18 protein-coding genes are annotated in these 18,629 nt (G+C 66.8%); 7 read left to right on the plus strand and 11 right to left on the minus strand.

What is annotated here, in order from left to right; all coding sequences use genetic code 11:
* On the plus strand, positions 1-842 hold an 842-nt coding region (gene cysC, locus VHS75_RS18760; RefSeq protein ID WP_329640139.1), incomplete at its 5' end, for an adenylyl-sulfate kinase.
* On the opposite strand, the gene VHS75_RS18765 is transcribed toward cysC, so the two are convergent.
* The 7 genes from VHS75_RS18765 to VHS75_RS18795 all read right to left on the minus strand — a co-directional run bounded on the left by VHS75_RS18765 (position 839) and on the right by VHS75_RS18795 (position 8,871).
* The gene (locus VHS75_RS18765) at positions 839-2,311 is read right to left on the minus strand and encodes an NF038122 family metalloprotease (RefSeq protein WP_329640140.1); all 1,473 of its coding nucleotides are present in this window, start codon (positions 2,309-2,311) and stop codon (positions 839-841) included. The two genes, cysC and VHS75_RS18765, sit on opposite strands and share 4 nt — an antisense overlap.
* A 153-nt stretch (positions 2,312-2,464) precedes the next feature.
* Positions 2,465-4,051 carry a calcium-binding protein gene (locus VHS75_RS18770; protein ID WP_329640141.1) on the minus strand — a complete coding sequence of 529 codons (1,587 nt, stop codon included), beginning with the start codon at positions 4,049-4,051 and terminating at the stop codon, positions 2,465-2,467.
* 164 nt (positions 4,052-4,215) lie between these two features.
* A complete protein-coding gene (locus VHS75_RS18775) occupies positions 4,216-4,857 on the minus strand; it encodes a carboxymuconolactone decarboxylase family protein (protein WP_329640142.1) in 642 nt (213 codons plus the stop codon).
* Between the two features lies 1 nt (position 4,858).
* Positions 4,859-5,392, minus strand: coding sequence for a VOC family protein (locus VHS75_RS18780; RefSeq protein ID WP_329640143.1), 534 nt, complete (start codon positions 5,390-5,392; stop codon positions 4,859-4,861).
* Between the two features lie 39 nt (positions 5,393-5,431).
* A complete protein-coding gene (locus VHS75_RS18785; RefSeq protein ID WP_329640144.1) occupies positions 5,432-6,448 on the minus strand; it encodes an NAD(P)-dependent alcohol dehydrogenase in 1,017 nt (338 codons plus the stop codon).
* An 89-nt stretch (positions 6,449-6,537) separates the two neighbouring features.
* Positions 6,538-7,392, minus strand: coding sequence for a DUF535 family protein (locus VHS75_RS18790; protein ID WP_329640145.1), 855 nt, complete (start codon positions 7,390-7,392; stop codon positions 6,538-6,540).
* A 315-nt stretch (positions 7,393-7,707) separates the two neighbouring features.
* Positions 7,708-8,871: an MFS transporter gene (locus VHS75_RS18795; protein ID WP_329640146.1), complete on the minus strand. Its 1,164-nt coding sequence runs from the start codon at positions 8,869-8,871 to the stop codon at positions 7,708-7,710.
* A 110-nt stretch (positions 8,872-8,981) separates the two neighbouring features.
* On the opposite strand from VHS75_RS18795, the gene VHS75_RS18800 reads away from it, so the two are divergent.
* Genes VHS75_RS18800 through VHS75_RS18810 form a run of 3 tightly spaced genes read left to right on the plus strand, consistent with a single transcriptional unit; the run spans position 8,982 to position 12,065 of the window.
* Positions 8,982-10,262, plus strand: coding sequence for an aminotransferase class III-fold pyridoxal phosphate-dependent enzyme (locus VHS75_RS18800; RefSeq protein WP_329640147.1), 1,281 nt, complete (start codon positions 8,982-8,984; stop codon positions 10,260-10,262).
* Positions 10,263-10,266: 4 nt separating this feature from the next.
* On the plus strand, positions 10,267-11,685 hold the full coding sequence (locus tag VHS75_RS18805) for an amidase (protein WP_329640148.1): 1,419 nt from the start codon (positions 10,267-10,269) through the stop codon (positions 11,683-11,685).
* Between the two features lie 26 nt (positions 11,686-11,711).
* Complete coding sequence (locus tag VHS75_RS18810; protein ID WP_329640149.1) at positions 11,712-12,065, plus strand: DUF423 domain-containing protein; 354 nt, start codon at positions 11,712-11,714, stop codon at positions 12,063-12,065.
* On the opposite strand, the gene VHS75_RS18815 is transcribed toward VHS75_RS18810, so the two are convergent.
* A complete protein-coding gene (locus VHS75_RS18815) occupies positions 12,062-13,279 on the minus strand; it encodes a multidrug effflux MFS transporter (protein ID WP_329640150.1) in 1,218 nt (405 codons plus the stop codon). The two genes, VHS75_RS18810 and VHS75_RS18815, sit on opposite strands and share 4 nt — an antisense overlap.
* Positions 13,280-13,426: 147 nt before the next feature.
* Between VHS75_RS18815 and pip the strand changes: the two genes are divergently transcribed.
* From pip to VHS75_RS18830, 3 genes are all read left to right on the plus strand, one after another.
* Entirely contained in the window at positions 13,427-14,419 is a 993-nt protein-coding gene (gene pip / locus VHS75_RS18820) for a prolyl aminopeptidase (protein WP_329640151.1), read from the plus strand.
* Between the two features lie 96 nt (positions 14,420-14,515).
* On the plus strand, positions 14,516-14,914 hold the full coding sequence (locus VHS75_RS18825; RefSeq protein ID WP_329640152.1) for a CHRD domain-containing protein: 399 nt from the start codon (positions 14,516-14,518) through the stop codon (positions 14,912-14,914).
* Positions 14,915-14,998: 84 nt separating this feature from the next.
* A complete protein-coding gene (locus tag VHS75_RS18830; protein WP_329640153.1) occupies positions 14,999-15,193 on the plus strand; it encodes a type II toxin-antitoxin system VapB family antitoxin in 195 nt (64 codons plus the stop codon).
* A gap of 256 nt (positions 15,194-15,449) precedes the next feature.
* Here VHS75_RS18830 and VHS75_RS18835 read toward each other — a convergent pair whose 3' ends face one another.
* The 3 genes from VHS75_RS18835 to VHS75_RS18845 all read right to left on the minus strand — a co-directional run.
* Positions 15,450-16,592 (minus strand): acyltransferase, encoded by a 1,143-nt coding sequence (locus tag VHS75_RS18835; RefSeq protein ID WP_329640154.1) that lies wholly within the window; start codon positions 16,590-16,592, stop codon positions 15,450-15,452.
* A gap of 37 nt (positions 16,593-16,629) precedes the next feature.
* Positions 16,630-17,784: a rod shape-determining protein RodA gene (gene rodA, locus VHS75_RS18840; protein ID WP_329640155.1), complete on the minus strand. Its 1,155-nt coding sequence runs from the start codon at positions 17,782-17,784 to the stop codon at positions 16,630-16,632.
* Positions 17,781-18,629: penicillin-binding transpeptidase domain-containing protein (locus VHS75_RS18845; RefSeq protein ID WP_329640156.1), on the minus strand; the 849-nt coding region annotated here is incomplete at its 5' end. The genes VHS75_RS18845 and rodA, both read right to left, overlap by 4 nt.

Raw genomic sequence — 18,629 nt, forward strand, 5'->3', positions numbered from 1 at the left:
GCCCGTACCTCTTGAAACTCGGAACCCGCACGGTCACCGCCCAGGTCGCCGAGCCCAAGTACAAGGTCAACGTCAATACGCTCGAGCAACTGGCCGCGCGCAAGCTGGAGCTCAACGAGATCGGCGTCTGCAACCTGGCGCTCGATGCGCCGATCGCCTTCGATCCCTATGCCGAGAACCACGACCTCGGCGGCTTCATCCTGATCTACCGGATTTCAAACCGCACGGTGGGCGCGGGCCTGCTGCACTTCGCCCTGCGCCGCAGCCAGAACATCCACTGGCAGGCGATGGATGTCGACAAGCAGACGCGATCTGCCGCCAAGGGCCAGAAGGCGCAGGTCGTCTGGCTGACCGGCCTTTCCGGCGCCGGCAAGTCGACGATCGCCAACCTGGTGGAGAAGCGGCTGCTGGCCGAGGGCCGCCACACCTACCTGTTGGACGGCGACAATGTGCGCCACGGCCTGAACAAGGACCTGGGTTTCACCGAGGAGGACCGCGTCGAGAACATCCGCCGCGTGGCCGAGGTGGCCAAGCTGATGGTCGACGCCGGCCTGATCGTGCTGGTCAGCTTCATTTCGCCCTTCCGCGCCGAGCGGCGAATGGCGCGCGAGCTGATGGCCGAAGGCGAGTTCGTCGAGGTCTTCGTCGACACGCCCATCGCCGAGGCGGAAAAGCGCGACGTGAAGGGGCTCTACGCCAAGGCCCGCGCCGGGCAGTTGAAGAACTTCACGGGCGTCGACAGCCCCTATGAGGCCCCGGAAAACGCCGAGATCCGCATCGACACGACACAGCTCTCCGCCGAACAGGCCGCCGAGGCGATCTTCGCCTGGCTCCAGCGTTAGGCCCCGAAGATCCAGTCCGATGGCAGGCTGGAAAGCTTCACGCCCACCAGGATCATCTCATTGCCGTTCCCGGTGTCGACGATGGTGTCGGACCCAACCTGGCTGAGCGTGTAGGTGGTTCCCGGATCGAGCTGCACGCGGTCGCCTTCGGCGTAGTTGAAGTCCAGCACCCGATCGACGCCGGCGTCCTGCGAGAAGTGGAAGGTGTCGGCGCCGGCCCCGCCGCTCTCGGTGTCATTGCCCCGGTCGCCGGAGATGAAGTCGTTTCCCGCACCGCCCGTGATCGAGTCATCGCCCTGGCCGCCGCGGATGATCTCCGCGCCGTCGCCGCCCCGCAGGGTGTCGTTGCCCAGGTTGCCGTAGAGCACGTCGTCGCCGTGGTGTGAGACGATCAGGTCGTCGCCCTGGCCCCCGACCAGCCAGTCGCCGCCGCCTGAGCCGCCGTCGATGGTGTCGTCGCCCTTGTTGCCGTTGATGTCGTCGAAAGCGCTGCCGCCCTGGACCGAGTCGTTCCCGTCGCCGCCACGCAGGTAGTCGGCCACCGGCGCGCCGGTGATGGTGTCGTTCCCGGCCCCGCCCTGGACCTGGGTCGCGGTGGCGGAGGCGGACATTACCTGGCCCGCCGCCGCCGAGGTCGCCGCGCCCGCCGAGCCGCCGGTTGGCCCGGTCCCACCCGCCGGGGTCCAGCCGATGACGTCGAGCGACTGGAGGTCCGTGGCCGACATCGCGCCCGCCGACTGCGGGCCGTCTGGGCCGAAGGCGTCGCCCACCGTGTGCGCCCAGTCGCCCAGGTCGAAGCCGTCGTCGGCGCCGGCGCTGTTGATCGAATTGTGGAACTGAAGGTCCGTGACGTGGGCGCCGTCGAGGCCGAAGAAGGCCGATTGCCCGTCCTGGCCGCCGGTGTAGTCGCGCACCCCATTCGCGGTGAAACGGAACAGGTCCATGGGCTCGAAGGGCTGGTTATCGACGCCCAGGCTCCCCAGACGGCCGAACACGCCCTCAGACATCTCGTGCTCGATGGCGGCGACGGCGTCCTGGCCGAAGGTGAAGCCGATATCGCCGTTCAGCACGACCGCGTCGTCGATGCTGAAGGTCGGCTCTGCGAGGCCCAGAACACGCGCTTCCGGCGCGGCGAGATTGAAGCCCAGGCCGTGCGACGGGTCGCTGGTCGGCAGGCCGGCGATGGCGGTCAGGTCGTCGGTGGTTGTGGCGTGGGCCTTCAGCGCGGAGACAAGGGTGTCGTAGCTCACCGTCACGATGTTGAAATCGTTGCGGGCGCTGAAGTCGGCGCTCATCGGCTGCAGGTCGAAGCTCATCACCACGGTCACCGGATTGGTGAAGTGGCTCTGGAAGTCGTGTTCGGCGGTGAGGATCGCGCTGCGGAAGGCGTCGGTGACGCCATCGCCGTACCAGTTCTGGAAGATGAGGCCACTGCCGGCCTGGCTGACGGTTTCCGTGGGCAGCGGCATGTCGAGACTCCCCAGCGCCCATTTTCGGACACTCGGTCAGCTCGACTGCAATCACAGGGCCAGACGTGGACTCGTCGCCGCCCCTACGGGGCGGCGGCGCGGCCGGGTTTTAGCCCGGAACCCATGGCTCGATTTGGATCAGGCGGCGGCGCCTCAGGCGCCGAATATCCAATCGGACGGCAGGCTGGAAAGCTTCACGCCCACCAGGATCATCTCGTTGCCGCCGCCGGTGTCGATGATGGTGTCGGAACCCACCTGGCTCACGGTATAGGTGGTGCCGGGGTCGAGTTGTACGCGGTCGCCTTCGGCGTAGTTGAAGTCCAAAACCTTGTCGATGCCGGCGTCCTGCGAGAAGTGGAACGTGTCGGCGCCGGCCCCGCCGCTCTCGGTGTCGTTGCCGCGGTCGCCGGAAATGAAATCGTTACCGGCCCCGCCGACGATCGAGTCGTCGCCCTGGCCGCCGCGCACGATATCCACGCCGTCGCCGCTGATCAGGGTGTCGTTGCCCAGGTTGCCGTAGATCAGGTTTTGGCTGTGATGCGCGGTGATCAGGTCGTCGCCCTGGCCGCCGACCAGCCAGTCGGAACCGCCACTCCCGCCGTCGATGGTGTCGTTGCCCTTGTTGCCGTTGATGTCATCGAAGGCCGAGCCGCCCTGGAGCGAGTCGTTGCCGTCGTCGCCACGCAGATAGTCGGCCACCGAGGCGCCGATCACCGTGTCGTTGCCCGCGCCGGCGTGGATCTCCGTCACCGTCGCATTGGCCGTCAGCCGGTCGTCTCCGTCGGTGCCGTCGAGGACGACGACGACGGGCGCGCCCGCCGAGCCACCGGTCGGCGGCGGCGGTGTCGTGGTGGGCGGCGGCGGGGGCGGCGGAGGCGGCGGCGGCGGCGGCGAGGTGACGACCGGCGCCGGGCTCAGCGTGAAGTTGCTGATGCTGATGTCGGTCAGGCTGCGCCCCTGGAGCACCACCGCGTCATCCGCAACGCCGTTGTCGTTGCCACTGTCGGCGAACACCACCAGGTCGGCGCCGACCGCCACGACCACCACGTCGGCGGTTCCGGCCGCGATCAGCCCGTTGGCGGTGGTGGTCGCGGCCGCGAAGCTCGCCGCGGTGGTCTCCACATAGTCCGAGGCCCCGACCGGGCCGTGGGCGAAGGTCAGGGTGTCGCTGGAGGTCCAATCGGTGATCACATCGGCCGCCGCCGACGAGACGGCCGATTGGCCCTTCTCGATGATGATCGTGTCGGCGCCGCCGCCGGTGATGATCACGTCGTGACCAGCCCCCCCGTCGATCGTGTCGGACCCAGCGCCGCCGTCGAGGGTGTCGTCCCCGGCCCCGCCGGCTATGGAGTCATTGCCGCCATAGGCGCGCAGGATGTCGTCCAGCGGACCGCCGGTGATCGTGTCGGCCCCGGAGAACAGGCTGTTCATCAGCGAGGTGTTGTCGTCGGCGGCCGCCCAACTCACCAGCGACGCGGCCGACAGCGAGACGCCGTTGAGATTGAAATTCACCGCGCCCTGATAGGAGTCCTGGATCGCCGTGATCGTACCGCCGGTCACGGTCCCCGAGCCGTCGTAGGTCAGGCCCGAGCCGCCGATGACCAGGACTTCCGAGCCGATCGTGACCGTGAAGCCCGACGCGCTTTCGGCGCTGTTCGTGCCGGCAGCAAACAGGCCAACGTCGATCTGATCCATGTCTGTGCCGGTCGGAAAGGCCGAATTCACAGTACCTACGGTCATGGATATCTCCCCGGGCGAGGAGAACATCTACGCCCAACGAGATTAAACCGTGGTCAACCTACATACTGAATCTGGTATTTACCAATATGTCGCAGGTTTCCAAATGATTACTGAAACTACTCATTAAGCCTTCAGGCAGGGGAACATTGGTGACCCCACAAGACTCAACGTCTCCGACCAATATCCAGGAAGTCCTGACCGCTAAAATCCGCCGGGGCCACCACTTCGACCATCGGATCGTCGCGGTCGTCGAATTCGGTGCGCAGCGCGCGGCTCATCACCGCATGCATGTCGTAGAGGCAGGCGATGTAGGTCAGCTCCAGGATCTCCTCGTCAGAGAGGAAGGCCTTCAGGGCTTCGAACACCGCATCCGGCGTGCGTCCGGCCTGCAGCGCCAGGCAATCGGCATAGGCCAGGACCACGCGTTCCTTGCCGTCGTAGCAGTCGGCGACCTGCCAGTGCGGAATAGCGGCGATCTTCGCCTCCTCGACGTTCAGGCCGCGTAGGGACTTGCAGTGCTGAGAGTAGACGAACTGGCTGGCCTTGGCCCAGCCGACGCGGGTCTGCGCGAGCTCGCGCAGCACCGGATCCAGCTTGCGCTTCGAGCTGCGGTAGAGGGCGAAACCGCGGTTGGCGTGTTCCAGCACGTCCGGGACCAGGGCGAATACCGTCCACCAGTCGCCGCTGGTGCCTGTGGTCGTGCCGGGCTCGGCCACCGGATCGCGGTCGCCGAACAACAGGTCGTAAGTCTTCAGGACGACATCGGAGGTGGCCTCAGCGCGGCTGACCTGCCTCAGGCGCGGCACGTCAGGCGCCCGCCGCCGTCAGCGCGCGGCCAGGCGTGTGGGCCACGTCGTCCGGGCGGAAATCGCGCAAGGTGGCAGCGAACTCCAGCATAATGCCGTTGGGATCGCGAAAATAGACCGAGCGCACCCAGACGCCCTCGTGCATCTCGCGAGCCACGCCCATCGGGCTGTCGTCATGATTGACGACGATCGGCACGGAGACGTGCACGCCCGCGGCCCGCAGCCGCTCGATCGAGGTTTCCAGCTCGCTCTCGTCCATGTCGAAGGCCACGTGGTTCATCGAGCCCACCGCCGAGCGCGGCTCGGCCGGGAAATCCTTCACCGAGGCGATCCCCGGCGCGGCTGCCGGGACGTCCGGCCACCAGAAGAACGCCAGCAGCGCGCCACCACCGCAATCGAAGAAGAAATGCTGGCCGCCATCCGGCAGGGCCACAGTCTTCACCAGCGGCATGCCGAGCGCGCCGGCGTAGAACGCCACCGTCTCGACCATGTCGCGGCAGACCAGCGCCAGGTGATTGATTCCTTTGGTTTTCATGGCATCCTTCCACAGGTCTTGGCCAAGCCTACGCCGGGATCAGAATTCCAGCACGATCTTCCCGAAATGCTCGCCGCCCCGCATGGCGGCGAAGGCCGCCTTCGCCTCGGTCCAGGGGAAGACCTTGTCGACCACCGGTTCGATGCGATGCAACTCGATCAGGCGGCACATGGCCTCGAACATATCGCGCGAGCCCACCGACACGCCCTGCAGCCTCGCCGAATTGCCGATCAGGGCGGCAGTGTTGAAGCCCGAGCCCGGGCCCGCCACCACGCCCACGATGGCCACGTGGCCGCCAATCCTGATGGCCTTCATGCTCTGCTCGATGGTGCCGCCGCCGCCGACCTCGATGATCAGGTCCGCGCCCACGCCGCCGGTCGCCGCGCGCACCGCCTTCGACCATTCCGGATCGGTTCGATAGTTGGCCAGGTGGTCGGCGCCCATCGCCTTGGCTCGCGCCAGTTTCTCGTCGGAGGACGAGGTGATCACGGTGCGCAGGCCCGCCGCATGGGCGAATTGCAGGCCGAAGATCGAGACCCCTCCGGTTCCCTGCAGCGCCACCGTGTCGCCGGGGCGTAGGTCCGCGTCCTCGAACAACGCCCGCCAGGCGGTCAGGGCCGCGCACGGCAAGGTCGCCGCCTGCTGATCGGTGAGGAAGTCCGGGACCTTTGAGAGCCCCTCCTGGCTGAACACCGCCAACTCGCGGCCGGCGCCTGGGATCGGTGAGCCGAGCGACGACGAGAGCTTCGCCAGCGTCGGCGAGCCGGAGATCCAGTCCTGGAAGAACATCGTCGCCACCCGGTCTCCCGGCTGCAGCCGCGTCACGCCCGGCCCCACCGCCTCGACGATCCCGCAACCGTCGGAGAAGGGCGTGATCGCGCCGGTCGTGGCCGGCATGCGGCCGTACATGCCGCTCACCATCAGGAGGTCGCGGTAGTTCAGCGACACCGCGCGCATCCGCACCAGCACCTCGCGATGGCCGGGGACCGGATCGGGCGCCTCGACCACCTTGATCTCGTCAAGGCCCCAAGGCTTGGAAACGCTCAATGAACGCATGCCTGTCCTCCACGCTCGAGCGGACATTAGGCGACCCGCCCCAGTGTCCGGCAAGCGGCTACCGCACAGATACGTGAGAGCTGTGAAATCTACCGCAGGTGCGGAGCGAGCGATCGCCCGACTTCGTTCGCAACAGCGTCCTTGAACAGCCGCTTGCGCTTAGTCCTGCGACGATGGGCCTTCGAGACTTCGCTCAGGGGCTTTCGCGGAATTGGCACCGCCGCCGTGTACCAGGCGCCGCAACGCTCCTCGAACAGCTCCTCCCAGAAGCCGTCGTAGTTGAAGCGCCCGTTCCCCCAGCGGCTGGACAGCTGTTGGTGGGTACCCACACCACACACCCTCGTAATATCGACCGTCCCGGCGACACCCTCCGCCGCGCCCAGCAGGACGTGACCCGGAAAGATGTCTCCGCAGGCCTTCGTGGCGCGCCGGATCGCATCGAACCGATTTGGACGCCCCTGTAGGCGAGTGATGAGGACGACCGACGCATCTTCAGAACCGACGACGCAGCCGGGCGCAAATGTGAAAGACAGATCAAATAAGCAGGTCTTATTCTCGATGAATTCAAGGACAACATCACCTTCTCCGCACTTACTCTTATCCATACTCATTACAATGGAATACTTATTTCTATTGACTTCTATATTCCAAATATTCAAATTAGACCTTGCCATCATATTCATGGAGGATGGGTTAAATCTCTTTATCAATAAAAGGTGATGGAATAGAAATATATCCCTCTTCTCCACAACAGAAAGTTCAGTGGATAGATATTCTCGGGTGTATCTCGTCGAGATTTTTGGAATATTATTCCTATATATATCATATTTTCGGGACGAAAATCTTAACACCACCCTGACGTGATTGATCAAAAATGAAAGAAGAGACTCCTCTCTGCTGAGCTTCCGCAATTTCGCGACCCGTGAAGTAAAGATCTTGCGCATTCGGTGAAGTGTCGCCTCTCCCCAAAGGACTCGCCGCGCCTCGATATTGGATCTGAAAATGTTCGCGACAGCATAGGCCAGCCGAAGCCAAGCTCTGTGCAGAGGCAAATCTCGCTTGGCGCTGGTGTCGCTAGCCATTTGCTGACGCCCCAACCCTTTTCACGGGGTCTCCGGCGAATGGTAGGAGCCGGGGCGTCGAATGCAAACATGCTCCCATTATGCTCACCGTCCCGGCTTCCCCCAAAGGCCAGTAACCGGTCGAGCAAGGCATTCATGGCGAAGCCGCCGGAGTCGTCCGGGAAACGCCCGCTCCGCTCAGGCCGGATCGAGCCGGCGCAGGCCATAGAGCCTGACGGCCCCGATCAGCCCCACCGCGCACATCGCCGCCATCAGCAGATAGCCCCGCGCGCCGAACCGGTCGAACAGCGGTCCGGACGCCATGGTCGCCAGGCCCGACAGCACCCCGCCGGAAAGCGCCGAGTTGAGCGCCTGGGCGGCCGACGCGTTGCGCGGCGTCGACAGCCGCTCCACCAGCAGCAGCGAGGCGAAGAAGGTCGCGGCATAGCTCAGCGCATGCAGCGCCTGCAGCGGGAACAGCAGCCAGAGCGGCGGCGCGACCGCCAGCGCGCTCCATCGCACGATCGCCGCCGCCGCGCCGAGCGTCAGCAGGTTCCGCGGCCCCATCCGTCGCCGCCACGGCTCCAGGAACCACATGAAGACAATCTCGGCCGAGACGCCCACGGCCCACAGGATGCCGGTCATATCCTCCGGGATTCCCTGGCGTTTCCAAGCGAGAGTCGAGAACGCATAGTAGAAGGCGTGCGCCGACTGGATCAGGCCCGCCGACACCGCCGCGGTCATGAACGCCGGGTCGCGTAGAAGGCCTGACAGGCCCGCCATCCGGTCTGAAAGGTCGCTGACGTGCCCCTCTTCGTGCACCGGGTCGGGCGGCAGCAGGAACCGCGCGGCGAGCGCCGTCACTGCGACGGCGGCGATCATCCAGACCAGCACAAATTCCGGCGATCCGTGGGTCAGGATCGCCCCCATGCCGACATTGCCGACGATGAAGGCCGCCGAGCCGATGCCCCGCGGCCAGCCGTAGTTGAAGCCATCGATCCGCGCGCGGCGCAGTACAATCACGTCCGCCAGCGGCGACAGGGTCGTGTACATCGAAGACGCCGCGAACCAGACCACCGCCCAGCCGGCGAAGCCCATCGGCGCCACCATGGCCGCGTAGGCGACCGTCACGCCCAGCGACAGGACGATCAAGGCGGTGCGCCGGAGCTTGAAGCTATCCGCCCAGACCGCCAGCAGCGGGGCTGTGAAGGCCCTGGCCATCATCGGCAGCGACAGGATCAGCCCGATCCGGCTGCCCGACAGTCCGTGGTGGGCGAACCACACCGGCAGATAGGGCGAACTGACCCCCGTCCCGATGAAGATCGCCCCGTAGAAGAGGCCAAGGCGCACGGTGAGCGGCATGGTTCCTGGGCCTTACACGGAGTCGCCGGTCCCCGATCATTTGGCGCGGAGTCCCGGTGGACGCCGCCGCGCCCGCGCGTAATGTCTGATCAACGATCAGGGAGACGCCCATGCCGGCCAGCAACAGTCGTGACCGGGAACTGCGCGAACGCGCCGAGGCGGTGATCCCCGGCGGCATGTACGGCCACCAGTCCACGGCCCTGCTGCCCGACGACTACCCGCAGTATTTCGAGCGCGGCGAAGGCGCCCACATCTGGGACGTCGACGGGCGCAAATACCTCGACCTGATGTGCGCCTACGGCCCGAATCTGTTCGGCTACGCTAATCCGCAGATCGACGCCGCCTTTGTCCGCCAGCTTGGCCTTGGCGACACCCTCACCGGCCCGACCGCCCTGATGGTCGAGCTGGCGGAGGCCATGGTCGCCATGGTCAGCCACGCAGACTGGGCGATGTTCTGCAAGAACGGCACCGACGCCACCACCATGGCTCTGACCGCGGCGCGGGCGCACACCCGGCGCAAGATCGTCATCCGGGCCAAGGGCGCCTATCACGGCGCGGCCCCCTGGTGCGTGCCGCGGCCGACCGGCGCCCTGGAGACCGACCGCGCCTACCAGATCCTCTGCGACTACAATGACGTGGCGAGCCTGGAGGCCGCGGTGGCTCAGGCCGGCGACGACCTCGCCTGCATTTTCGCCGCGCCCTTTAAGCACGACGCCTTCATCGATCAGGCCGAGCCCAATCCTGCGTATGCGCGCAGGGCCCGCGAACTCTGCGACCAGACCGGCGCCCTCTTGATCGTCGACGACGTCCGCGCGGGCCTGCGGCTGGCGCGCGACTGCTCCTGGTCGAAGATCGGCGTGCAGCCGGACCTCTCGACCTGGGGCAAGTGCCTCGCCAATGGCCATGGCCTCTCGGCCCTGCTCGGCAATGATAAGGCCCGCAAGGCCGCCGCCTCGATCTTCGTCACCGGCTCCTTCTGGTTCCAGGCCGCGCCCATGGCCGCCGCGCTTGAGACGCTGGGGCTGGTGCGCGGGACCGACTACCTGGAGCGGATCACCACGCTCGGCGAGCGGCTGCGCGCAGGCCTCGCCGAGCGCGCCTCGGCGGCCGGGTTCGCGTTCCGCCAGACCGGGCCGGTGACCATGCCGCTCTTCCTGTTCGACGACGATCCAGACCTCAGGAAGGGCTTCTGCTTCTCCAGCGCCATGCTGGAGCGCGGCGTCTACGTGCACCCGTGGCACAACATGTTCCTCTGCGCGGCCATGACCGAAGCCGACATCGAGGCCGCGCTCGACGCCGCCGACGGGGCCTTCGGCGAGCTCAAACGGCAATCGGCGTCCCTGCAGCCGGTGCCCAAGCTGGCCTTCCTGACCACCGGCGGCACGAGGTAAGTCCATGGAAATGCCCGATTACGCGGACTACGACGGCCTGGGCCTGGCCGAACTGGTCGCCAAAAAGGCGGTGACGCCGCTGGAACTTGTCGAGGCCGCCATCGAGCGTATCGAAAAGCACAATCCGACCCTCAACGCGGTGGTCTACAAGGGCTATGACGACGCGCGGCGCTGGGCGACCGGCGACCTGCCGGACGGTCCGTTCAAGGGCGTGCCGTTCCTGATCAAGGACCTGCATATGCCGGTGGCGGGCTGGCCGCGCACCTCGGGCAGCCGGTTCTGCCGCCATGTAGTCGACGCCGAGGACGGCGGGCTCACGCGCCGCTACCGGCAGGCCGGCGTCGTGCCCGTCGGCAAGTCCAACCTGCCGGAGTTCGGCATCACCGGGACCACCGAGAGCGCCTTCCTTGGCGCCTGCCGCAATCCCTGGAGTCCAGGCCATTCGACCGGCGGCTCGTCCGGCGGCTCGGCTGCGGCGGTGGCTGCGGGGATCGTGCCGCTCGCACACGGCGGCGACGGGCTGGGCTCGATCCGTATCCCGGCGGCGTGCTGCGGGGTGGTCGGCCTCAAGGTCACCCGCGACCGCAATCCGAACCGGCCGGACGGCTACGACTACGCCTATGGCCTGGTGGTCGACAATGTGATGACCCGCACCGTGCGCGACTCCGCGGCCATGCTGGACGCCACCGGCTATCCCGACCCCGCCTCGCCCTATGCGCCGCCGCCGAAGGCGCGGCCGTACATGGAGGAGATCCAGGCCAGCCCCGGGCGGCTGCGGATCGGCTGGCGCGCCGGCCGCGAACTGCATCCCGACGTCGAGGCGACGCTTCTGGCGACGGTCGCTCTGCTGAGCCAACTCGGCCACGACGTCTTCGAGCGGCGCCTGGACGTCGATTTCCGCGCCCTCAACCTCGCCCGCGGGCCCGCGGGCGGCGCCAACTTCGCCGGCGGGATGAGCCGGATCATCGACGAGATCGGGCGCGAGCCGGAGCCGGATGAGCTGGAGCCGCTGACCTGGGCCTCGCTCAAGGCGGGCCGCCGGGTCACCGGGGCCGAGGCGATGCGGTCGCTGCAGGCGATGCGGGCGATGAACTACCGCACCCTGGCGGCCTTCGAGAACCTGGACGCCTACCTGACGCCGGTGATGACGGCCCCGGCCCCCGAGATCGGCTGGCTGGACCCGGTCGCCGTTCCCCCTCGCGAGGTCAATGAACGCCAGGCCCAGCTCTATCCCTACTGCGCGCCGTTCAACTTCTCGGGCCAGCCGTCGATCTCCCTGCCGCTGGGCATGTCCCAGGACGGCCTGCCGATCGGCATGATGTTCACCGCCAAATACGCCGACGAAGCCACCCTCTTCCGCCTGGCCGCCCAGCTGGAGAACGAAGCCCCCTGGAAGGACCGCCGCCCGCAGGTTTGGGGCTGATGGGCCTCTGGAGCCGCCGCAATTGGATGACCTTCGCCGCAGCGGGCGGCTTCGTGGCCGTGGCGGTCGGGGCCTTTGCGGCCCATGGCATGGAAGGCGACCCGCGGGCGCAGGAGCTGCTCAGGACCGGCGCCATGTACGGTTTCATGCACACCATGGCCACCTTCGCCTGCGCCACCTTCATGCAGGTCGGCGCGCGGCGGGCGCGGTTCGCCCCGGCCTTCTTCCTGAGCGGCGTGTTGCTGTTCTCCGGCTCCCTCTACGCCCTGGCGTTCGGCGCGCCGCGCTGGGTCGGCATCGTGACCCCGTTCGGGGGCTTAAGTTTCCTGGCCGGCTGGGCGATCCTGGTCTGGGCGGCCCGCGGCGTGGATCCGATCTAGGCGGGGAGCTTGGTCGACTGCTTCGGTAGCGCCAGCAGATGCAGGCAGAGCCCTGAGCCGATCAGGGCCGCCAGCATCACTACCGCCATGGGCCGGGGCGTGCCGTCATGCAGCACGCCTGCGGCGGCCGAGGCGACCGCGCCGGTGCCGAACGAGACCGCCCCCATCAGCGCCGAGATGGCGCCGGCCCGGCGCGGATCGACATTCAGGGCTCCGGCCATGGTGTTGCCCTGCATGAAGCCGTAGCTGGAGAGCAGCAGGAAAAGCAGTGGCAGCACGCTCCACCGTTCGCCGATCCCCGTCACCGCGGCGACCATCAGGAGCACGGCAAAGCCAACGGAGATGAGACTGGCCTTGGCCAGCACCTGGTCAGGCGTGCGCCGGCGCAGCAGGAAGCGGTTCACCTGGTTCGAGCCGATGATCCCCACCGCGTTCAACCCGAACACCCAGCCGAACGCCGAGGCGGGGATGCCGTAGGTCTTGATCAGCAGGTCCGGCGACGAGGCGATATAGGTGAAGAGCGTCGCTCCGTTCAGCGCGCCGGCCAGCGCATAGCCCACCAGCCGGGGCTCGCGCATCAGGGCCAGATAGGCCTGCAGCGGGCTCTCGCTCGCCGCATGCGCGGTGGTCTCCTCCGAACGGCTCTCGCTCAGGCGCAGCAAGCCGGCCAGGCCCACCGCCACGCCGAAGCTGGCCATGAACCAGAAGTTCAGCCGCCAGCCGCCGAGGCCCAGCAAGGCGCCGCCCAACAGCGGCGCCAGGATCGGGGCCAGACCCATGATCAGCATCATCAGCGACAGCATCCGCGCCGTCTCGGTATGGGTGAACCGGTCGCGGACCACAGCGCGCGAGACCACCGCCCCGGCGCAGGCGCCCAGGGCCTGGATGAACCGCCCCCCGATCAGCAGGGCCGGCGTCGTGGCGAACCCGCAGGCGACCGAGGCCGCGATATAGACCACCGCCCCGAACATGATCGGCGGCCGCCGCCCCAGCCGGTCCGAGGCCGGCCCGTAGAACAGTTGGCCGATCGCCATGCCCGCCAGGAACGCCGACACCGTCGCCTGGGTCTCGCCCGCCGAGGCGTGCAAGCTGACCCCGATCGACGGCAGGCTCGGCAGGTACATGTCGATGGCCAGCGGGCCCATGGCGGTCAGCGCACCCAACAGGATCACCAGACCCCAGGGTGTGCGCTCAGGTGATAGCTTCGCCGTCATCGGGCCTTCTTAGCGTCTTCAGCGGCCGAGTCTTCCCCGTTCCAGCCGCGCCCGATTTGCGGCAAAGGTAGGCAGGAAAAGCCGGAAGAGGCGAACCGCCTCATCCTGCGCTGGCTGGAACGGCGCTTCGCGCGATAGATTGGTCAGATGGAACGCAGCACCCCGCCGCCCGCCGTCTCGGCCGCCTCGAACCGGCGGGGGCTGTTCGTCGACAACGAGCCCTTCGCCTCGGGCTGGCTGCCGACCGACGGGGTGCATGAGATCTACTACGAGGAGTGCGGCAATCCGAAGGGCAGGCCCTGCGTCATCCTGCACGGCGGTCCCGGCGGGGCGATCAATCCGACCATGCGGCGGTTCTTCGACCCGGCGAAGTGGCGCATGGCTCTGTTCGACCAGCGCGGCTGCGGCAAGAGCCGTCCCAACGCCAGCCTCGACGACAACACCACCTGGAGCCTGATCGCCGACATCGAACGGCTGCGCGAGCACCTCGGCGTCGAGAAGTGGTGCGTGTTCGGCGGCTCCTGGGGTTCGACCCTGGCGCTGGCCTACGCGATCAAACACCCCGAGCGGGTGGAAAGCCTGGTGCTGCGCGGCGTCTTCCTGCTCACCCAGCGGGAGCTCTCCTGGTTCTACCAGGACGGCGCCTGCATGCTGTTCCCGGACGCGTGGGCGCGGTTCTGCGCGCCGATCCCCGTGGCCGAGCGCGGCGACATGATCAGCGCCTACCACAAGCGCCTGACCCACCCTGACCGGCGCGTCCAGGCCGAGGCCGCAGCGGCCTGGAGCCAGTGGGAAGGCGACACCATCTCGATCCGGGGGCCGGAGGCGCGGCCTTCGAAATTCAACGAGATCGACTTCGCCATCGCCTTCGCCCGCATCGAGTGCCACTTCTTCGCCAACCACGGCTTCTTCCCGGAAGAAGGCTGGATCCTGAACAACGCGGCCAAGCTGCAGGACATCCCCGGCTGGATCGTGCAGGGCCGCTTCGACGTGGTGACCCCGATGGAAGCCGCCTGGAAGCTCAAGGCCGTCTGGCCGCAGACCCGCTTCGAGGTGGTCTGGGACGCCGGCCACGCCTCCACCGAGCCCGGCATCGTCGACGCCCTGGTGCGCGCCACCGACCAGGCGCTCTCCGTCTGACGCAGCTTCGCCGCTAAGGCCAGTTGCGCCCGGCGGCCGGCGCGCGCAACCTTCCGCGCGTCCGGGGGCAGCCCGGAAACGAGGGAGAAAAATACGATGCGTCACACATTGTTCGCCGCGGTTGCGGCCATGAGCCTGATGGTCGCCGGCGCGGCTTCGGCCCAGATGGTCCACTACACCGCTAAGCTCGCCGGCACCGGCAGCGGCAGCGGCGACGTCTTCGCCATGCTGGACGGCAAGACTTTCAGCTACACGGTCAACTACAAAGGGCTGAGCGGACCGGCGGTGGCCGCCCACTTCCATGACGCCTCGGCGCCTGGCGGCGATGGCCCGCCGATCGTGCCGGCCGCGAATGCCGGCGCCAGCCCGATCAAGGGCACGGCGACCCTGACCGACGCCCAGATCGCCGACCTGAACGCCGGTAAGGTCTACTTCAACATCCACACCGCCGCGAACCCCAAGGGCGAAATCCGCGGGACATTGGCCAAGCAGTAGGCTTCATCGGAGCGGATCGCGGGGGGGTCTTGTCCTCCGCGGTCCACCCGACGATGTGTATCAATCTCCAATTGGATACGCATCATGCGAACCAACATCGTCATTGATGATACGCACATGGCCGACGCCTTGAAGGCCTCAGGGGTGCGCACCAAGCGCGAGGCTGTCGAGTTGGGCTTGCGGGCGTTGATCCGCATCCAGCGGCAAGAGCAGATCCGGCGCTTCCGTGGCAAACTCCCCTGGGACGGCGACCTGGACGCCCTGCGCCCTGGCGCGTGACCCTTATCGATTAAGCGTCTGGATCGACTACTTCGGGCGCGCGCCACGCCCGGGTCCAACAAGCTGGACGCGCTTTTGGGCCAGGAACCCCTCCGCATCGGGGACGTAATCCTAACCGAGGTGGTTCAAGGGTTCACGAGCGCCTGAGCGCTGGCGAAATCTCCTCCGAGATCCACACGGCCGCGAGCAAGGCCAGCGAGATCCGTGGGAGACTGGAAAAGGGGTAGGATCAGGGCCGGCGGCACCCCTGGCGACATCAGGGAGGCGCCAGTTCGCCACCTGGCGTAGCTGTGTCGACCGACTGGCCGCGCCGCAGCTTTCCCTTCAGCAAGAGCGCCGGCCGCTCGACCAGCCGCCAACTTACCGCGCCGCAGGCAACGGCCCCGGCCAGCGTCGCCAAAATGAAGACTGGAAGCGGCACGTCGCGCCAAAACCACAGGATCAGCATACCGATCGGCCAAGCGTACAGATAGACGCCGTACGAGATATCGTCCTTCGAATTGATCGTCAGGAATGGACGCAATTTCACATTCAGCGCCGTCCAGAACAGCGCATACCCGCCGACGGTCATCACGGCGAGTTCCGACAAGGCGGCGGAAAACAGGGCGGCCACCAGTGCAATCACACAGACTGCAGCCACCCATCCACGATAACGCGGGCTGAAGATTCTGTGGGCCGACCCGATGAGAAAGACTGTCGTCAGCCGCAACGTCAGCACTGGCTCACCGAGCGCGCCCCACACCGCTCGTGTGGCGGACGCCGCCACCTGAGCGGCCGGAGTGAGGATCAGAATGTTTGCCGCCAGCAGAAACAGCAGAAGTGCGAAAAATAGACCCTTGTGCCGATACAAGCCAGACAGGCCGAGAAGGGCGGCGACGATATAGCAGCGCGCTTCGTAGATAATCGTCCACATTGAGCCGTTGAGCGCAGGTGTTGGCAAACCCGTGAAGACGCCGTTCATCTCGGGGAGCTTCAGGATTGCCATCCGTCCGAAGAGTATTGCCCAGTCCCGCAAGCTCAGGTTTCCTAGATCGACACCGCCCAACGGGGCGACGACCAGAACGCACAGCAGATAGCAAACAATGTAGCCAGGATAGATTCGCAGAATCCTTTTCCAGGCATAGGAACCGGAATCCGAAACGAAGCTCGCCGTGATCAAATAGCCACTGATGAGGAAGAAGCCATCGACTGCAATCGAGCCGAAGCTGAGGTTGCCAAAGAGCCGATGGATCGGCTCTCGGGACATATCGCCGTCCAGCATCTGTGGCGCATGAGAAAGGATGACCAGCGAGGCGAAGAGCAACCGTAGCGCGCCGAATCCGTTCTGACGCGAACTCGCGTCCACCCGACTGGTGGAGCTTGCAGGCGAATCCATTCTCTGAATAGCCTGATCGCTCATGGTCTAGCCATGCCCGAGATCGTCCCCTGTGTCATCCTCAGAGCAGCGAGCCCTTGCCGCTGGTGACTTCGGCGTAGCGGTGGACGCGCACGGCCATCACCAGGCCGAAGCCCACCATGACGGTCAGCATGACGGTGCCGCCGTAGGACAGGAGCGGCATCGGCACGCCCACGACCGGCGCCAGGCCCATGACCATCGCGCCATTGATCAGCACATAGAGGGCGAAGGTCGTGGTCACGCCGGCCGCGGCCAGGCGTCCGAAGTGGCTGTGGCTCAGGTAGGCGGTGCGCAGCGCCATGAAGATCACCGCCGCGTAGAGCACCAGGATCGAGATGCAGCCCACGAAGCCGAACTCCTCGGCCAGGGTGGCGAAGATGAAGTCGGTCTGTTTCTCCGGCAGGAAGTTGAGCTGACTCTGCGAGCCCAGGCCGTAGCCCTTGCCGAGCAGGCCGCCGGACCCCAGCGCGATCTTCGACTGCAGGATGTGATAGCCCGAGCCTGACGGGTCGTTCTCCGGGTCGAGGAAGGTGGTCAGGCGCTGCTTCTGATAGCCGTGCAGGCCGAACATGATCACCGGAGGCACGAGGACGGCGACCGCCAGCAGGCCGGCCGCGATCAGCCGCCAGGACAGGCCCGCCAGGATCACCACGATGGCGCCGGTGAGCAGCATCAGGATGGCGGTGCCGAGGTCGGGCTGCTTCGCCACCAGCGCCACGGGCGCCAGGATCAGCAGCGCCGGGATCAGCAGCCACCAGGAGAGCTGGGCGCTCTTGCCCGATGCGCCGTGGTAGAAGCGCGCCAGGGCCAGCACCAGGCCGATCTTCATGATCTCCGAAGGCTGGATGGTGATCGGCCCGGCCTGCAACCACCGCTGCGCGCCCAGCGCGTGGTGGCCCACGAACATCACCGCGATCAGCAGCAGGAAGCCCACGCCGTAGATCGGATAGGCCAGCGCGAACCACACCCGGATGTCGATCAGGCTCAGCACGATCATGATCGCGAAGAAGAGCGCGTAGCGCGCCAGGTGCGGCGCCGCCCACGGCGTCCATGAGGAGCCCGCGATCGAGAACAGCATCACCGCGCCGGCGCCGGCGATCAGTGTGATGGTCAGGCAGAAGATCCAGTCGATCTCGCCGAACTTGTTGATCAGCCGGTCGCGTTCGCCGGGGCGGGTGAGAGCGGAAACGGTCATGTGGGCTGCTGCTGTGCGGCCTGGATGGCGGCGGCGGCCGGGGTCGGCGGATCGACCACGTCGGGATCGGTCTCGACGGCCGGCGCCTGAGGCAGCGGCAGCGGCTTTTCCACCCGCGCCCGGATCTCAGGGTCCTTCAACAGGGCGATGCGCAGAAGCTCACGCGCCAGCGGCCCGCTGGTGCTGGCCCCGAACCCGCCGTGTTCGACGAGGACGCTCATCGCGTAGCGCGGCTCGTCGACCGGTGCAAAGGCGATGAACCAGGCGTGGTCGCGGAACTTCCACTCGCCTGTGGCGCCGTGTTGGCCGTGGCCGCTGGTGTAGTTGAACGCCTGCGCCGTGCCTGATTTACCGGCCATCTTGATGTCGCCCAGGCCCATATCGCTCAGGCCCGCGCCGGTGCCCGAAATGGTCACCGCCGCCATGGCGGCCCGCACGAAGTCGATATGAGCGGCCTCGAACGGCAGGTCGCCGAAGGCCGCCCCTGAAGGCTGCTCCACGCCGCCGATGGATTTCACCAGTCGCGGATGCAGCGCCTTGCGTCCGTTGGCCAGGCGCGAGGCCTGCACGCAGAGCTGCAGCGGGTTGAGGTGGGTATAGCCCTGACCGATGCCCATGCTGGGTGTCTCGCCGGGATGCCAGACCGGGTCCTTGGGAAACTGCCGGCGCTTGTAGGCGGTGTCGGGAACCAGGCCGGCCTTCTGACCTGGAATCCCGATGTCGAAGATCTCGCCCAGGCCGAACTTGCGGGCGACCGCCGCGATCTTGTCCGGCCCGACCGTGAGCGCGGCCTGGTAGAAATAGATGTCGCAGGACTGCGCGATGCCGCCCTTCAGGTCCAGGGC

Origin of the sequence: Phenylobacterium sp. (assembly GCF_036264965.1) — a bacterium.
In the GTDB taxonomy this organism is placed as follows: Bacteria; Pseudomonadota; Alphaproteobacteria; order Caulobacterales; family Caulobacteraceae; genus Phenylobacterium.

Bases quoted from the DNA above. Each gene is read 5' to 3' on its own strand.
- VHS75_RS18765 (WP_329640140.1), bottom strand. From the start codon at position 2,311: ATGCCGCTGCCCACGGAAACCGTCAGCCAGGCCGGCAGTGGCCTCATC.
- VHS75_RS18770 (WP_329640141.1), bottom strand. From the start codon at position 4,051: ATGACCGTAGGTACTGTGAATTCGGCCTTTCCGACCGGCACAGACATG.
- VHS75_RS18780 (WP_329640143.1), bottom strand. From the start codon at position 5,392: ATGAAAACCAAAGGAATCAATCACCTGGCGCTGGTCTGCCGCGACATG.
- VHS75_RS18785 (WP_329640144.1), bottom strand. From the start codon at position 6,448: ATGCGTTCATTGAGCGTTTCCAAGCCTTGGGGCCTTGACGAGATCAAG.
- VHS75_RS18790 (WP_329640145.1), bottom strand. From the start codon at position 7,392: ATGCGCAAGATCTTTACTTCACGGGTCGCGAAATTGCGGAAGCTCAGC.
- VHS75_RS18795 (WP_329640146.1), bottom strand. From the start codon at position 8,871: ATGCCGCTCACCGTGCGCCTTGGCCTCTTCTACGGGGCGATCTTCATC.
- VHS75_RS18800 (WP_329640147.1), top strand. From the start codon at position 8,982: ATGCCGGCCAGCAACAGTCGTGACCGGGAACTGCGCGAACGCGCCGAG.
- VHS75_RS18805 (WP_329640148.1), top strand. From the start codon at position 10,267: ATGGAAATGCCCGATTACGCGGACTACGACGGCCTGGGCCTGGCCGAA.
- VHS75_RS18810 (WP_329640149.1), top strand. From the start codon at position 11,712: ATGACCTTCGCCGCAGCGGGCGGCTTCGTGGCCGTGGCGGTCGGGGCC.
- VHS75_RS18815 (WP_329640150.1), bottom strand. From the start codon at position 13,279: ATGACGGCGAAGCTATCACCTGAGCGCACACCCTGGGGTCTGGTGATC.
- pip (WP_329640151.1), top strand. From the start codon at position 13,427: ATGGAACGCAGCACCCCGCCGCCCGCCGTCTCGGCCGCCTCGAACCGG.
- VHS75_RS18825 (WP_329640152.1), top strand. From the start codon at position 14,516: ATGCGTCACACATTGTTCGCCGCGGTTGCGGCCATGAGCCTGATGGTC.
- VHS75_RS18830 (WP_329640153.1), top strand. From the start codon at position 14,999: ATGCGAACCAACATCGTCATTGATGATACGCACATGGCCGACGCCTTG.
- VHS75_RS18835 (WP_329640154.1), bottom strand. From the start codon at position 16,592: ATGAGCGATCAGGCTATTCAGAGAATGGATTCGCCTGCAAGCTCCACC.
- rodA (WP_329640155.1), bottom strand. From the start codon at position 17,784: ATGACCGTTTCCGCTCTCACCCGCCCCGGCGAACGCGACCGGCTGATC.